Here is a 19505-nt window from a genome sequence, read left to right on the forward strand (position 1 = left end):
ATCAAAGGCATAGCCTGGTGCTAGGTTAATACCTGAGGTATTTAATGTGCCATCTAAATTCGCCCAAGCAATTTGATTCAGTTTATTTTTATCGGTTGGTGTGGTGCCATATTGTTGGGTATTCGCCTGATCACCAAGGATCACACCCGAAGGTTGACCACCAACATTTGAACCAAAAATAATGAAAGGCAGATTTAAACCCTCAATTAATGATTCATTATAGCCCATCTCCACCGCACCAATATCCAAACGAACATATGGTGTATCGACGTTGGTGAGACTTTGCAGAGAAACACTATAATTACCCGTCTCACCTGGAGCAATTTGACTCGCGCCACCTAAGCCAATGGTCACATCAGGCTCGATGGCACGCTCGACCAAGTAACGATATGGCTCTACAATTCGATCACCATTCGGATTCGTCACTACAATATCATACAAGCCATGTGGAACTTGACGAAGATCAAATACAGCTCGGATATGTGTAGCATCAAGTACTTGCCAACGCTCTGGTTCTATTTCAAATACACCAGGACGGCTCAGTTTAACTAAAGCACCAGCCGAGAACTGCGCCCCATAAATATCCATAGTGACCCAGCGATAATCATTCGTCCCTGTTCCACCTTGATCGGGTGTGACTTTCGTAATCGATAAAGGTAGGGTTTCTGCAATAATTTTTGCTAGTGTATTTTTAGCAGAATTGCTTGATTTCACTAGAATATAATAAGTACCCGCTTTCGTCGTTGGTACCAATAATTCTTGGTCAGGTGAATTTGCTAAAGTATAGGCATAATCATATTGCCCCGTACTCGGTACGCCTTCATAACGAATGTATATTTCATTCGAGCCACTAAGCGCACTCGAATCTAAACGTACACGTAAAGTTTCACCTAAACCAACCTCAAGTTTATAGAGATACTGATCACCACTGCTGAGTGTCAAATCTGTATTGGTATTGAGTAATAGTTTAGGTACTGTCACCGTAAATGTTGAGGCTGAAGCAGCTTCATTATTTGCTTCTGCTGGTGCAATATTTAAACCTGTTTCAGTATAAACAATGCTCCCCTCATACACTTCATTATAAATATCTGGACGGACAACAATATACCATTGACCATCTTGAACCGTCGGTAAGAGCGCTTCAATGAAACCTGTATACTGTTGCTGCGCTGCTAATCCACCTTGATGAGTGAAACGCCCCAATAAAATATCCTGATTATCCCAAGTATTATTTCGAGATAGATAAACGGCATCAGACCACTGACCATGCGCTTGATAGTCCGCGACATTTTTAACGATGTACTCAACGCGAATCTTCTCACCCGTTTTCGTTTGCGCTGGCAATACAATATCGCTGACTTGTAAATCAACAGGGTCAGGTTGAATAATAAGTAATGGCTGTTCAGCAGCAAGGGTGTTATTCAGATCATTTTCAAACTCTAAAACACTACCTGTTGCTCCATCACGATAATAAGCAGGATCTGTCACTACAAAGACATAATATGTCCCGCTCATCTCGGTTGAAATCTGGGCTTGAATTGAGGCAGAGTACTCAGCATTTGCCGCTAAGCCGCCACTATGATTCACAAAGCCTAAAAGTTTATCTTTATTTAAATCAAGTACTCGGTCAGTAGACAAATAAATCAAGTCTGTCCACGAACCTTGATCTGATGGCGTTTTTCCACCAAGATTTTTTACGATATATGAGATATCGATTTTTTGACCTGAAATCACACTAGTTGGGCTAGTTACAGCGCTTACTTGTAAATCTGGTGGGCTAACAAAGTTGATTGTTAGAGCAATTGATTTTTCGTTATTACCTTCATCTTTAAATTCTAAAACCGTTCCTTGATCTAACCCATTTGGTTTTTTGATGGTATCTAGATTTTTACGGATACTAGATGGACGATCATTTGAAGTTTTACCGGCATTGAAATAATTGGTATCTGCTTTAATAATCAGATTAAAATGACCACCAATTGCAGCGGGTACGGTAAATGTTGCTGATCGTGTATAGGTTTCCCCAACCTTCAGAACATCTTCTAAAACCACTAACTTCACTTTACCTGCTATTTCGGTATATTCACCACGATCTATGACCGGATAGTCAGAAGCATCCAGAGTATTGTCGATCGATAAATAAACCCCATCATACCAACTCTTCACTCGTGTATCGCGAGTCCCTGTATTTTTAACAGTCCACGTCACCGTAACTGTTTCACCTGAATTCGGATTGGAGTTGGAAATTTGGACATCTTGAATGACTAAATCAGGCTCTCGATACACCACATTAAATGAGGTCGAAATAACATTATTTTGTATGAGGTTATTTTCAAATACTGCTTTTTGATAAGATTCCAAAATAAATTTATTATCTGTACCATTGAGGGCATCCAAAGGAATAAATGGCTTACCACCAAGACTTAAAGCTGCATCACTGAACACATAAATATAGTATTGTCCATCATAGCCAGCAGGAATGCTGAATTGGCCTGTCGTGGTGTAGCTTGCCCCTGATTTTAATCCTTGTGCATTGGAATGCTCCACCGAACCAATCAGTGTCGAATACTCTGGACGATATTCTGGATATGCACTAATAACAATATAATCCATCCATGAGCGTGTACCAGTCCAAACATCTGCCCCTTTATTTTCGATAGTCCAAGAAACATTGACCGTCTCACCAGAAAATACTTGTGGATCAACAATAACTTTTGTCGCAACTAAATCTGATGCCGATGCAGTCACGCTAGAAGCCACCGCAGCAGTATTGTTTTCTTTAACTTTCTCTTGCTTAACCTTATCGTTTGTGTCTTTCAGTTGCTTACTATTGGTCTGAACAACTAACTGTAAACCTGTCACTGATGGAGCCAATAAAGGAATAACCTGCTCTACAGTGTAAGTTTCGTTGTAACCCAACTTTCTAGTTTGAATAAATTCACCGAGTTTCCAACGAATAGTGGCTTTAGAGAGATCTGTATTATCAGCTAACCAAACTTCATCGGTCCAAGTGCCTTCAAACTCATCGGCACGGTTCTTCACCGTATAGCTAAATTGATAACTTCCCCCAGCAACAGCCTGAACTGGCGCTTGAATATCAACTACAGTAAAGTCTGGTGGTGAGAAACCTAAAATATCAATCGCTCTTGCTTTATAGTTATTATTATCGACCTGTGTTGGATCATCCAAATTAATATTGGTTGCAAGGGTATCTTCTAAAATAGCATCATAGGTATCACTCCAGACCGTAATATAATACCGACCAGAATATGTCCCTTCAGGTATTGTGACCGTTATTTGCCCTAAATAGTCCTCTCCAACCTCAAGCAACCCGGTATGACGGATATCACCTAATTTTTTATCCCCTTTAGAAGGATCTGGTTGGCGCTTATCAACCGTCAACCAAACGCTATCGATCCAGCTATTTATACTACTTTGATCACCCTGCGTCTTGGCAGAACCTTTATTGCTTACCTTATAATCAACCGTAATTTTACTACCATGACTCGCTTGATCAGGTGCAATCACATCACTGGTCACAATATCGGCAAAAGGTGTCGGCTCAACATAAAGCTTTTCTACCCGAATATTATTATTTTCATTCGGATATTCATCGATGCTGTTGCCAGCATCAGATACGACGATAATATAAACATCTCCGCGATAACGTAATGGTACGGTAAATTCATCTGTAATGGTGGTATAGCTTTGAGTTGGGGCTAATGCTGATCCGCTATCATAACGCCCAATCAACATATCATCAGAACTCAACTTACCATCAAGAGATAAGTAAACAGAGTCCTTCCATTGACTACTGGTGACCAATGGTCCCATATTGCTGACTGTAAATTTGACACTGCCTTTGCCACCAGCAATGATTTTTTCTGGTGCCTCTATCTTCGTAACTCGTAGATCTGGACGAGGATTTAAATCCACCCGTAAGATATCATCAGAAATTAAACGATTATTTAAACGTGCAGCAGCATGTTCATAAATTTGACTGTTCGTGTTTTTACCTAAATCAGCATTGGTCACAACCTCTAAACGCCATGCCCCCTCTAAACGCGAAGGTAGTCCTACTTTTTCTGTTCGAGTATAGGTTTTACCGATTTCCAAGCCTTGTGTATAACTATAATTTCCTAAATAGATTGGAGATTTACTACCATCTAAAGAAATTAACCGAACACTATCAATCCAGCTGCCTGTCGCATTTTTACCCGATTGGTTACGGACACTCCAACTAAACTCAACTTCCGTCCCCTCATATGCAGTTTCTGGAAGTGTAATATTTTCTACAATAAGATCAGGATATTCTGCCAGTTGGACTTGGGTCGTTAAGCCTAACTTCTGATTATTGTCCCCATATATAAACTCAAATACACTATTCCCTGTATTTGTACTCATATTTATATAGTAAGTACCAGACAATCCATTTGGTAGGGTAATTGCCAAAGAATGTTCATAACCTTGGTTTGCAGCTAAATAGCCCAAATGTTGAATGGATCCCAATTCCCAGATTTGCCCTTTGCCATCAGCCTGACTACTTAACCAAATACGGTCAACCCAAGTATCTTTATCTGTAATACCAATCCCTTGGTTGGAAACAGACCATTTTACCGTGGTTGTTGAACCACTGATTAATTGCTGAGTATTGTCAATTGATAAACTATTGACCTGTAAATCTGCGTAAGCCTTTGGCATTACGTCAACGATATGATCGGATTTTGCGGTGTTGTTCGCCTCTAAATCATTTTCCCAAACTTGTTTTAAACTATCTGTTTGAACAAAGATATAACCATGTTTAGTAAAGTTTGGACCAAATCGATATTGAACAGATGAAGTATAACTTGCGTCTTTTTCAAGTGCTCCATCATGGATAACTTTAGCTAAAACAATATCATCTGAATTACCTAGGATATCATCACTAGAATAAATCACCGTATCTGTCCACGTTGTATTGAGCCCAACGCCAGTGCCGATATTTGATACGGTCCATTCCACTTTTAATGTTGCAGGATCAGCAATTGTTTGAGTTGGTACACTGATATTTTTAACAACTAAATCAGCATATTCTGCCTTCGCAATTTCAAGGCTTTGTGAATATTGATTATTATCTTCCGCATTATATTCAGCATTTTTATTACTTGCATCAGTAACAATAATAAGACGCCAATGCCCAGATAAATGCTGTGGAATTTTATAATTCAGTACAGATGAAATAGATGATGAACTGCCGATTTCGGTATGGAGTACTTCACCAATTTTAATGTCACTACCATCAATTGCATCATCAAGTGATAGGTAAACAATATCCTTAACCTGAGCAGCTTTTGCACTCCCTTGATTGTAGGTTGTCCATGAGATATCAATATTCTGACCACCTTGTAGAACTCCCGTCGTTTTTAAATTACCAACAACAAGATCAGGGCTCACCATTTCAATTACAGTATTTGCTGTATGGCTAACCACATCTAACTCACGCACGTAATTATGAACATCAGAAGTCACCTCTAACTTCCATTGTCCTAATGCAATATTTGGTACGTTAACCCACACTTCCTGAACAAATTTTTCCCCTTTTGCAATAGCACGATTAAAAGAGGTAGGAGAGATTGATAAATTATATATCTGGCTAGGGTTATTGCTATTAATCAATCGAACACGGTCATAGACCAAACCGGTAAAATCTGCTGTTCCCGTATTATTTAAGGTATATGTGAGCTTTACTTGGTTACCTGATTGCCATTGCGTTTGAACCTGAACATCAGAAATTTGAAGATCGGGTAATTTTTCCCCCTCTAAAACAATCGGCTGAGAAACAACAATATTATTTTGCGTGTGCTCCGGCTCATAAGCAGCACCATAACTATCTGTTTTAACAAATAAATAATACTGTCCGAGGTTTCCATTTAATGAAAAGTCAAGATAGGCTTGATAAGACTCTCCAACTGTCAAAGCACCCGTACGCGTCACAGAACCTAATACCGTTGCACTTGAATCAAATGTTGACTTGGTTGAAATATAAACCGTATCGACCCAACGATTAATATCTGTTGTCAAATTACCGTTATTGGAGACTTTCCAACTCACACGCCCTAATTCATTACGACCTAATACAGTCGGGAGTTGAACAATTTCAGGACTCAGATCAGCATATGTTTTTATAATATTAAACTGGGCAGAAATGACCTGATTATTTGCTCTAGTATCTGGTTCTTTGATGTTTTGATTAACATCAGTCACTACAGCAATATAGTAACTGCCTTGTAGACGTGGTGGGATTGTGAGCGAGATATCTTGTTGATAGCTTTCGCCAACCGCTAGATTTTTGACGCGATTATAGTTTGCTAAAATAATATCATCGGCATTCCCAATAATCGCATCCCGACTTAAAATAATACGATCAACCCATTGACCTTCTGCTGCTTCATCACCGCTGTTTGTTACAGTCCATTGAATTTTGGCTGTATTTCCTGCACCCACATTTGTTGGAACAATAACTTGAGAGACACTAAGATCTGCATAAGTTTGCGCTGTAGAACTAAATGTTGCGGCTAAGCTATTATTTGCTTCAGCATTACCTACAGAATTGACTTCGTAGACAATACCCTGCCCAGCAATATTACTATCTGCAGTAACTTCAATAATAAATTGGCCAATACCATCTACACCTTCAGGCATCGTGAAGCTGAAACTACGATTACGTATCTCACCTGCCAAAATCGGCAAAGCATCCTGCCCATTAAATGCAACGGCAAAATTTAATATCACTTTACCAGCGCTACCATCTGGATTTTTTGTACGGACAGTCAGTCGATCTTGATAATTTGTAGGCGTTGCCACACTTCCTTGGTTAACATCTTGCCATACAGCGGTGACAAGATCTCCAGCCTGAATTTTTGATTGCAAAAATTGTAAATTTTTAACCACTAAATCTGGTCCAGCAATCACCTCAATCCGAGCTTCGTTATCATTCTCTAATGAACCGTCTTGACTGAATTCAGGAATCGAATTTAAAGCGTCGACTTTAACTTTTATCAAAAACTGTCCAATCGCATAAATATCCGATGGCCAAACAAAATTGAATTGACGTTTGATTTCACTATTCTGAGCTAAACTTTGCGCAGACATTAAAATATCTTGAGCAACAACAATCGACCCTGTCGTAATATTAATTATTTCAACTCTTTCTATCCATGAACCAGATGCAGGCGCTTGGCCAGAGTTTTTAACATCCCAATTTAAAGTAACGGAATCACCAGACTGCCAATTATGTGCAGGTGTCAATGTGATGTGATCTACCGATAAGTTAGGATAATTTCTAAACTCACTACTAAACGATATGACAGCTTGATTGTTTTTCCGCGATTCAGATGTTTCCTTTTGCTGATTATAGAAGTCAGCTTCAACAATGATTTCAAAATCACCAACACCAAGGCGGCCCTCTGGTAACTTAATAAGTACAGTACGGTTAATAGATTGATTAACTAAAAGGGCACCAGAACTCTGTTCAGAATATAAAACTAAGCTCTCAGCGATAATTTCCCCTGTACTTTTATTTTTTATCAAAACTCGATCCGTAAAATCTCCAAAAGAATTACTGTTTCCGATATTTGTTGCAGTCCAGCTTATCTCCAACTGACTGCCTGATTTGATCATATCACCATCCGTGCTACGTACTTTTAGCTCGTTTATCGATAGATCAACTCGTGAAGCATTGTTTTCTAAATCAATGACGACTGGATTAGAGGCTGCATGAACATATACCGCCATACGGAATGGTAGTTCAATATCATCACGATTGAGTTCATCAAATAGAATCGTATACACACCTGAAACGGTGACAACAAACTCTGAGCCCAGATTATTGATATCATTTCTTGAAATGACTTGCTGACGACCATATGGATCTATCACGATCAATTGAGTGGTATAGTTTTGTTTCCATTGTCCATTGTAATAGTTATAACTTTGTGCAATTAACTCATCAAAATCGATAAATATACGATCTCCAGCATTTGCTGTAATCTGATATGCAGATAGCTCCCCTTCGGGTTTAAGACGATCTTCAACAATTTGCCCACTGCTGAGTTGCTGTGCCTGAGTTAAATCTAGAAGTTTAAAGCCATAGACCTGCTGACTAAAAGAAGCTGTTTGAACCTTAACTCTATAAGTACCTGCATTTAATGATAACAATCTGCTATTGATCAGATTATTTGAATAATCAGAAAAAACTGTATTCCCCGAACGATCAATAATCGTAAATAAAAGGTTTGAATCTGTCGCAGTTAAGAGGTCAAAGAGTATTGTCGATTTTTTATCTATTTTTAGATCATAGGTAACTTCTTGGCTGGCTGCATTTAAAATTCCAGATTTTTTGTCATTTAAATGAAGCTGAGGAATATTTCTTAAATCAATACTATCAACTTGGAACGAAACCGAACCAGAGTATTGATAATATTCTGAATTATATCCATTCGATGTATCATCAAAAACAATATAATAATATCCACTATGTTTCAGACTAATCAATAAACCATCTTGTGATGAACTCAAATTATTTTCAGTAACAGCTTGACCAAATTCATTCACAATCCTATAAGGAGGAACAGTACCTGATACTTGTCCTAAACTATTGAACTGTATGGTTTGGCCAGTTTCTGCATAGAACTTGTATACACGATTGGCTGTTGCATTTTTTGAATAGTTTAAAGTTACAGATTGACCTTGCTGAATTACTGTCGCCTGAGCAAACAAGTTCATCCATTTAAATTGGAAATTTTCTGCATACGATGCATTATTGACGATGTATTTATATACACCAGCTTTTAAATAATAAGCAACGTTAAAACCAGTCCCAACAACTCTTGATTGCGTATCCAAAACAGAAACGTTGTAATTATAAGAAGAATTATAAGTCGACTGGATACGATCTAAATAATATAAACCATCAGACTTTACTTCAAAATAAAATTCCTGAGATGAACCTGTATTGATAATTCCAGACCAATTTTCTGTAGAAGTCATACTTTCTGGTATATTAATTTCTTCAGAGAATTGTGTGATTGGACGAATCAATCCGGACTGACGACTTAAAACAACAGTATTATTTCCTGTATAGGCATCCTTAACATTCTCACCCGTTAACGGGTTATAGCTATTATTTAGATTACCACTTAATCCAATATAATAAACACCTGTTGTAATCGCTTTATAATAATAACCATCTCCGCCATACGAAGTAGAATAAACTGCATTACCAGCAGAGTCGAAAATTCGTGTTAGGAAGTTACTATTGGTGTATGAGGAGATATTCAAATATTCTCCAGCAACCAACATAATTTGATATAAGTCAACGTCTTTAGTGGCATTAGGACCATCGCCAATAGTAGTCGTAATTTTAAACTGCGTATCCGTTTTAAAACTCAACTCTTTAGCTGTAGCAAACGTATTGCCAACATCCGTGCTTTCAGTCAGATTTCCTTTGCTGCGGTTCAGTGTAATATGCTGAGTACCAGCGGTGCTATTTTTAAGTTCAAGATAATAAATACCTGTTAAAGTTGCATTATGCTGTATGGAACCTGCTGCTCCTTTAACGACTTCGTTTCCTGATGAATCTAGCAGACGGATTTGTCCTGCTTGAGCCTCAGAAAGTATGGCATTAAAGCTATCTCCCTGATTTAGTATAAATCTGTAGAGATAAGGCTGATTGGTCACTGGTTGGAGCAGGTTTATTTCAGTTTGACCATTTTTCAGGAACAATTCTTGAGCAGTATTGAGGGTTTGGCCTACATTGCTATATGCACCTATGTGATCAATACGAGCATCAAATTGTAATGTCGCTGCCTGATCACTGTTGGAGTTTACACTGAGTGTGTAATGTCCAGCTGCAAGATAAATTCTGGCAAGCCCATTCGCAAATGTTAAGTTGTTATGACTAAAAATCTGACTATTATTTTGATTCCGTAAAGCCAGTGTAATACCCATGTCGCTAGAAGCAATGTTCTCTAGAACCAACCACCCCTCGCTTGCCATACTGAAAGTATATTCAGCCCGATCAGCAAGTTTTGACATAGATACATTTGCCGTTTGACCCAATGGTAATACAGATACAGTATTTAACACAGGTACAACTTGTACGTTGAAAGCATTAACCGCACTTCCACTTGCTCTTCTAATGATCAAATAAGCTTGATCGTTAGGTGCTATAAATGTATTACTGTTATTATAATCATTGCCTGAAATTAAAATCCGCCCATACGCATCTACAATCTGATACCAAAGCCCTGTACTGGTTGTAAAATCTAAACTATATTTTTGGTTTGGCTCTGTATTCAATTCAATAAAGGCCAAATTCTCACCAACTTTTAATTCAGAGCTAATATTTTCAACATGATTCACGACTGATGACTTTGCAATATAGTCAACTAACTTAAATGAATAAGTAGGTGTATCAGATCTATTACCACTAAATATAAAACGATAATTTCCTGCTGTTAAATATTGTACTGAATAGCTATTTGTATCAATTATTGTCCCATCTTCACGGATAATACTAAAATTAGTATTTCCTAATACAGCATCTAGAATAAAAGCAGTTGGTTTATCCAATCTCAGTGTGTATGTATGCACATCTCCAGCTTTGACAATTTGACTAGAAACCTGATCACCAATATTAAGGGTTTGTTTAACGTCAACAGGTTGAGTGACTAAGACAGAAGTTGTTCTAGCTAAATTGGATGAATAACTCCAAATCAACAAGGTGTATTGACCTGATTGTGTTAAAGTATATTTAAAAGCGTTATCCTGACTTCCAGATTGAGAAGAGGAAATTACTCTTTTTCCAGATGGATCATATAGCTCCCAAAGAACCTCATGGTAATTAGCGCCAGTATTTCTTATATCAATGAGCCAAGTTTCGCCTGCCTGTCCATTCAAATTTTGTAGATTTGCTTTTTGGCCATACTCAGAATTCAACGTTATTTTTTGATTCAGTTGAAGTTCATTGTTATTTGGTTTTAGTAAATCAAGAATCTGTAAATAGTATCCACTGCTACTTGATGAAGTATTAGTGAGTGTAATTTCATATTCACCAGACTCTAAAGAAAAATAGCCTCCTCCATTTAATGGAGTTTCATAAACATTCCCAGCCCCATCTTTTTTCTTAATTGAAAAAAAAATATTCGAATTATTCCCATTAACTTTGTACAAAGATTGATTTTCAATTTTTATCTTATACTTTTGCTGACTATTATAAGTATTTAAAATCCCACTAACAAAATCACTTTCAGCAAGATTTAGATATTTAGCTTTATCTGTCAAAGTAAAACTTATACTTCCACCATAATCTGAATAAGAAGTAGGTCGAATCAAATAATTACCTGTTTGGTTAACTTCAAAACCAACACCATAATTATAATAACTTGGCTCAATTGTTTTTATATAATTACCTTGTAAATCATATATAACAAATCCACCATGCTGATAATTATTTCTACTCAAATCATAAAGTCGATCTTCACTCAAATAAATTTTCAAAAACTTGTCTGGTATTCCTTGATTATATGAAATCTGTGTCAATATATTTAAATTCAAGTCAATCGATTTGTTCACGGCAACCGTCTTAAAGCTAAATGGGTTGGCACGATCATTTGGTTGACTATCATTGACTACAGTTAAATAGTATGTATCTGCAATGAGAAGGTAATTATTATTATTAAGAATGACTTCTAAGCCCTTACTATTTACTAGCTTATAATTATTAATTGAACTATTTAATGAGAGCTGCTCCAACTTCAGTGTAGTCATCTCATTGATTGTAAAAGTATAGCTTTTCTGCTGCTCAAGTCCCAAAAACTGATCATTTACAGTTTTATTAAGCTCAATTACTAGTGGTTGCGGGTTTTGCTTCTTGAGTAAATTAAGTTGATATTCAATTTGAGAGTTACTAGAATTTTCAATCAATAAAATATATTGGCTATTGGGACCCTGTGTAGTTAAAGCTTGATACAGCGTCGAAAGAGTACCATTTGAAAGTTTCTTTCCGTCCTGACTATAGAGTGTGTATCGTAAAGCAGATAAATTTTGTCCACTAGTAATGACATGATGTAACCAATATTCAGTATCATTCTGATTGTTTAACGTTAAGTTAAAGAATTGATACCCCCCTTTAGCCGCTAAAGTTACAAGGGCAGTTTCATCAGCGATAATACTGGCAAGCTTTGACTGATTTTGAACGACAAACTCTAAATTTTTTCCAAATATTTTATTTTTGAACTCAAGCTTATACTGGCCTGCTCTCAACCAGAATGCTTCTAAAGACTGCCCTGTTAAACTATTTAGTGTTCTAGGACTTCCCTCAAAAATAAAACCATCCGAACCTGTTATTTTTATATATTGATACGCCAACTGTTTGAAATCAAAACGGATAAAACCATCTTCTGTAGTTGAAAATTCATATGTTAACTGGTCACTTAGCGCATTCCCAGCAATTGAAACAAATTGGTCTAAATGAATCGTTTCGACTTCAGCAACTTGTTCTATATGCTCTTCTTTGGTAACTACAAATTCAATATTCTCTTGAACTTCAGAACCAATATTTTTTACTGAAATATAAAAGTAAGGTTGCGTATTTAATAATTTAATAATTTCGTTTTCATTAACATAATCTAGGAAAAGTCGTTCACCATTTTGCGTCCAGAAATTAAACTCAAGACCAAGATTCTCAGAAATTAAGCTTAACCAGAATTGATTATAGCTTTCAGTATAAACTGCAAAGTAGTCCTGATATACACGGAATAACCTAACCTCACCAGCAGCTAATTGGTCAATGACAGTATGCGTATTGGTTAATACATTCACAGCTTGTGCTGCCGGAATAATATTAAATGCAACATGCATCGCTTGTGATGGTCGTAATACGAGTTTATAGGTTCCCGCTGATAAATGGAAAGCTAGCACAGCATTATTACTGTTAAACTCCTCACTACGTGAAAGTACAGACTCTCTATTAGGGAAACCATTTTGTTGGCCAAGACCGATTAAATCCCATTGCAAATTTTCATCGATTGGCAATTCAAAGAAATACGTGCCTGACTTTTCTATATTTAAAATAATATTTTGCCCTTGATAATCATTTAACAAATCAAGTTCATAAGCAGTATTTTCATTTGCATTGACTGACAAATGAATCTGCTTTGGTTGCTTTAAAATATTGAATAAAATTTCTGTCTGATTATTATTTTCAATAACTAGCCAATAATTTTTACCAAATTCATTTAATGGAAGCCTCCACATAGCATAGTAATTTTCATAGACAAGCTCTCTACCATATTCATCGAATAATTTAAAAGTAAAATTACTAACTTCGCTACCATTTAGCTCTGGAATATCAATAAAATAATTAAAATCTGGATCAACAAGAAACTCATAAACTTGTGTATGTTCGCTTACTGCTATATTTTGGTTTTCTATAGATATTTTTTTCGGCGCTTCAACATCCGAAATATTAACTGTTAAATTACGACCACCTCCTAAATCAGTCGGACTACTTTCCATAGCAAAATTTGGCACATAATTGTAATAAAACTGAATAACATAATTACCACTTTCTAATTTATAAAAATCCATATCAGTATATAAAGAGCGGCTTACAGGCAACCAACTTCCATTTACAACTTGATAAATATTAGCAGCATAATTATTTAAACCATTGTAATTCAGGCTGTACCAACCATCATTTTCGACATTAAACTTAAAAGTAAAAAATTGTTGACTATCATGCATATTAAAAACATTATCAACATTTAGACTGATTTTCTTGATATTATCTTCAACAATAAAGTTAAAATTTGTGATACTTTCAGTTGAAATATTTGTAATTGTTAAATATATAATCGTTTTTTGTTTTTTAGCATCTCCATAAATTTCAAAAAGCTTTACAGAATCACCAAAGTAATCAATAAATGAACCATCTTCCATCCACAAACTTACTTTTAAGTCATTATATTGACTCAAATTTCTAAAAAACAATTCATCTGTTTGATCTAGTGTAAGTTTATAGAATATTGTTCCACCCGCAGCCAATGAATCAACAACTGTTTCTTCTTGTTTATTAATTTCACTTTCAATTTTTAAAACTGGTAATATCTTAAATTCATAGCCAATTTCAACCAATTCCGGATTTACAATAATAAGATTATATATACCTTTCTTAAGGTAAACTTGGTTCACTAAATCATTATTTGTAATAAAAGATGCACCGACTATCCCCCAATATAATCTTCCGTCATCCTTAAGATTGGTAATAAAATACATTCCATCCTGTTCAACATTTAAGGATATTTTTTCAAAATTCTCAGTAGTACTACTCACACCTGAAATAACCAGTTCTGATTCTCCAACTGAAGTCGAAGAAACCACTGGGATTTCTGGTAAAGTACTATCAACCTCCTCAAGGAGAATAGAGTTTTTTTGTTGTTCTCCCCAAAGGACTAAAACATAATTTTTATAATCATAATACCGATTGAATTCAGCAATATTCTCTATTTTTTCACCAAGACCGAGCTGACCACCAAACACTTGAATTCCATTGCTTGTATACAATGTATATTGAATATTCCTTCCCGCTATCAGACTTAAGTTATAATCCTTAAAACTATCAACACTAAAAGTATAAATTTTATATGCATCTGCATTTAAAAAATCAAGCTCAACATTACTGTTTAATTCTATTTTTTCAATATTATCATTGGTAACAATAGAAAATTTAAACCAATTTACGTCACCTTCAAATTCAATATTATTTAAAAATCTAGATTCAGGTTTCTTGAAGTTAAGAACATAAGCTCCTTGCTCCAACCATAATGTTTTTAAACCAAATCCATCATTATGATTAAAGTATTCAGCATTACCATCAAATATAGAGCTAGATCCTTTACTTAGACTAAAACCCTCAAAATCACTCGAATCAAATTTAAAAGTAACCCAACCAGATTCAACCACTTGAAATACAAAATTAGATTTCTCTAAAACATGATCATATTCAAACTGCAAGTCCTCATTCAAATTTACAGTTCTATTTTTATTTTTTGTTTGAAAAACTAAATTTGACTTCTCTTCTGTAGCACCATTATTAACAACCACATAAACATAATTAAAATCCGAATCTAAACTAAATATTTCATTCGGATTTAACCCACTATTTATCAAATCTCCATCTTCACCAAAGAGTGTCAAATTCAAATCAGGTGTTTCTTCTTTTAACTTAAAAAGAAAGTCTTTATAAAGATTTCCTGAAACTTTAAACCATTCACTCCCATTGGCTTTGATACTAGGTATAATTAGCTCACCATTAGACCCACCAATTTCTAAAATTTCTTTTTTCTGTTTTATTTCAATTTTAATTCTTGCATCACTATTAGATGATCCGTTAAGAATTAATCTATAAATCCCTTTCGCCAAATAAAATGATCTAGTTTCATTAAATGCTCTCCCTTCCAATTCAGACAAACGGCTTGGCATAGAAGGATTAGGCACAAACTCGTTTCCACCATTACTATCAACAAGCGTCCAATGTCCACCATTAAAAATCGAGGCATTAAAGAAATATAAACCGGCCTCATCGACAACCACTTCAACTTCTTTGTATTGATAAGAATGATCAAAGTTGTAATTAAAACTATTATCCTCACTTAGATTCAATGTTTTCTTACTTGAATTTAAAATAAAATTTAAATTAAAATCCACTTCATTTTTAGATTCAATTATTAAAAGATAATCATCAATCAACTCTTTTCCAAAAAGATTAACTTTATTTATCTCCCCACCACCACGAACAATTTCAATCCCATCTAAACTTAATATTTTAAAATTAAAATCCTGAGCACCACCATCAAACTTCAATGAATAATCATAAACATCACTCATATTAAAATGATAAACTTGAAAAAAATTATCCATATTTAAACTTAGATTTTTTAATACATTTTGATCTAAAATTGGATATTGACTTATATCATTAATTTTAAAATTAAATGGTGTATTTTCAAGCTTATTATTAAATTCTATAAAGTATTGACCTGAAACAAGCCATTTAGCTTGTATTTTGTCAGCATCACCAGAAAATCCAGAGAAAATTTCGCCTTCTGGTCCAACTATTCTTACTGTTTCATAGATATTGTTAATAAATTCAAAAGTAACTAGACCATCATGTTCAGCATTAAAGCTATATTTGATATCTCGTGGAAGTTGCTCAGCAGCCTCTAAGATCCCTTGATTTAAATAAATTGGTTTAACAACAACAGTTGGTTGATTATGTTCTGTTCTTACATATTTAAATTTTATATCATGAATTGTATTGCTTATACCATTATTTACTATTGATATATAAAGACTACTTTGCTTGTAATCCTGATATGCACTTAGATCATTACTTACATCACTGACAACAACTCCCCCATATTGATCCCAAATAGAAATTTTTAGATTCGAATTATTTTTATCTACATTAAATAGATACTCATCTAAATATTTTGATTCGATCTTATAGAGAACCGCTTCATTTGGTTCTAGTTCATTTATTAATATTTCCGAGCCCGAATCTAGATTTAAGATTGTATCTGTTGAAATAAAATCTAAATTAAATTTACCAATAGCATCATAATTTTCAACCGTAAGTTGATATAAACCTTCTGCCAAATAGATTGGTTTTAAAGCTCCTATATTTTCAGCACCATTAATATTAGATTCTATCGCTTCAATTCCGAGACCCTTAAGCGTCCAAGAAAAATCTCCAGAATTCACACCTGCTTTTATAAAATATGTACCAGCTTTTTTGACATTCAAATTGATATCATATGTTTGTAAGATACTGTTAAAATTGTATTCTTGCTCAACTGTTCCTAAAACATCAACTTCTTGTTTCACTATTTTAGTAAGTCCAACACTATATGAAAGCATATTTTTTTTAGTTTCTGGTGTGCTTATCCAGAGAAAATATTCTTGCTCCTTATTTATTCTCTGTTTTAGAACTCCTGACTGAGTGAAATTTTCTTCTAATATTAAATTACCTTGATTATCAACTAAATATACTTTTGGTAAAGGCGTTGCTTTTTTAAAATCAATATATACATCTATTATTCCTTTACCCCCCCCTGTCCCAGCACTATTTTCCACCAATGGATTATAATTACGATTACTATATGAACCAAAAGCTAAGTAATAATTTCCTTTCGTGTTAAAAGCATATGTTAATGGGGAGTCATCTGTTAAAGTTAATAAATTTCCATTTTTATCAAATATCTTTAAATAACCATCTATACCAGATCCATTTGGTGTCGAAATACTAATTTGATCACCTACATTTACTTCTATTTTAAAGAAATCAACATCTGCATAACTTGTATTGTTATTTCCAACTTCTACTTTTAAACTATTATAGGCTTGAAGTTTTATTTCTTTTGCAGTTGCTATCGATCCGCCCGCATCCCCAACTTCTTTAATCTTATTTAAATATGGTACATATGAAAAAATAATATTGTCTTTTTTATCTTTTAAATTTTTAGCCTCTTCAAAATATAAATAATTATTATTTTCAGAATAGCTTACACCTAAATAGTAATATCCAGATTTTTCTGAATAATACTGAAGACTATTTTCATTTGATTTGGCTACTTCAATACCATTTTCATCAAACATCCTTAACAAGGATAAATTACTTTTTTTCTCAATATTAACAAAATCATCTTTCGTTAGATATACTTTATAATACTCTACCCCAGTGTTTGAAAAAAACACCTCCTTTGATATTACTCCTTCTCTTTTTAGTTCAACGCTTTCAACTAAATTATCAAATATTAAGGCTAAGCTATCATTGTCCTTATTTTCTATCTTGATAAATTTCGAACTGTCTACATCTACGGTTAGATTAGGATTATTTTCATCTATATTCCCTTCTAAAACTGAGCTACCTTTCAGCTCAAAAGTAATCTCACCCTGAATATTAGCTAGACTATTAAATACTAAATTATAGCTTCCTGCTTTCAAAAATTTAGGGGCTGCTTCTGCATTTTCAGTTTGTTTATTCAAAAAAATCAGCTTTCCAGTATTATCTTCAATCAACCATTCTGTATCTGAAACTCCTTGTGTAAGCTGATCATAAGCAATCCATTGATCTTGATTTAAATCAAATGTATATTTTTTAGACTCGTATGGTTTATTAAATATAACCTTTTGCTTTTCATTTAGCTTTAAAACATCTATTGAGTCTTTCGTTGAATACAAGATAAAAGAACTATTTACACTATTTTGATGACTGCTTCCTTCTATCGATAACCAGTAAGTACCAGTCTTGGTTGCCTGAAACCCTTTGGATTGATTAGATTTATCAATAATTAAATTGGCATTTGAATCAAACATACTCCAAGTTACTGCAGTAGTTTGACTATCAAAATAAAGTCGATCCCCCTGATCAAGTTGTACCTTATACAATTGCGCTTGAGTCGATGGTGTAAGTTTGAGCTCAGTTGTTTCATTTAAGTTCAAGTTAACTGCAGCGCTCTCACCCAAAATCCTAAATGAATAATTACCAGTCTTGTCATCTTCACCATCGACTGTTAATTGATATGTATCTGGTAAAAGCTCAAGAAATTTATGTGCATCAGCTTCTAAAGAAATTGGTGAGAAATTTAACCCTTTCTCTTTACCTTTTAACGACCAATTAAATTTTTCCCCATTAACGCCGTCAAAGAAAAATTTAGTTTTCTCTGTGACGACAAATTCATATTGCTTTTGTTCACCAGGTTTTTCAATATTTCCAGATATTTCATGCACGCCAGGCATTAAATCCGCTGACAGTAAAAGCTTTGGTTCAAGTTGCTCAACTGTCCACATTTGCTCTTGCATATTTGCATTGAACTCTTTATTGCTCATGACACTACCCCAGATTGTTGTTAATTTGTGTGTTTTTGTTAAATAGATAAAATTTCTTCGATATTAGTGCTTGTCGAGTGTCGTAGCAATTTATTTTTTCTATTTATTATTCATAATTTCGATTATTAATTCGTTGAATTAAAAGATATTTATTTTATTTAGATCAACTTAACTTTTTAGATGTATTCTTTAATAGAATTAACTCTTTATAAATATATTCACTTAATTCCTTTTCAAAGCCTGTATAGAATTTTATTTAATCCAAAATTTCAATTTAGTTTTTTAATTTTCGTAAATTCAACTTATCTCTCCCAATAACTAAAACGATACTTCTTATTTTAGACCAGGTCTGGCCAGAGAATCTCTACTTAACATAGCTAGCTTGCAGATGATGATAAAACGCTATGCGAAGTGGATGCATGGCGACAAGAACAAGATTGAGATGAGAAAATTACAGACAGGCTGGACCTGTCAAAAGCCTGTCCAATAAAAAAGCCACTTAAAAAAGAGGCTGATTTATATAACGAATTTTGGTGGAGATGGCGTCAGTTGAACTAAATGGATAACCAACTGTT

1 protein-coding gene (running past one end of the window) is annotated in these 19505 nt (G+C 34.6%); it reads right to left on the minus strand.

The genetic code is table 11. The features are described from left to right. Positions 1-18930 carry the start of a tandem-95 repeat protein gene (locus F993_RS20410; RefSeq protein WP_004655081.1) on the minus strand. 19626 nt of this gene lie to the left of the window's left edge, so 18930 of the gene's 38556 nt are visible here — the first part of the coding sequence; it begins with the start codon at positions 18928-18930; the stop codon falls past the left edge of the window. Positions 18931-19505: the final 575 nt, after the last annotated feature.

Source organism: Acinetobacter proteolyticus, assembly GCF_000367945.1.
Taxonomy (GTDB): domain Bacteria; phylum Pseudomonadota; class Gammaproteobacteria; order Pseudomonadales; family Moraxellaceae; genus Acinetobacter; species Acinetobacter proteolyticus.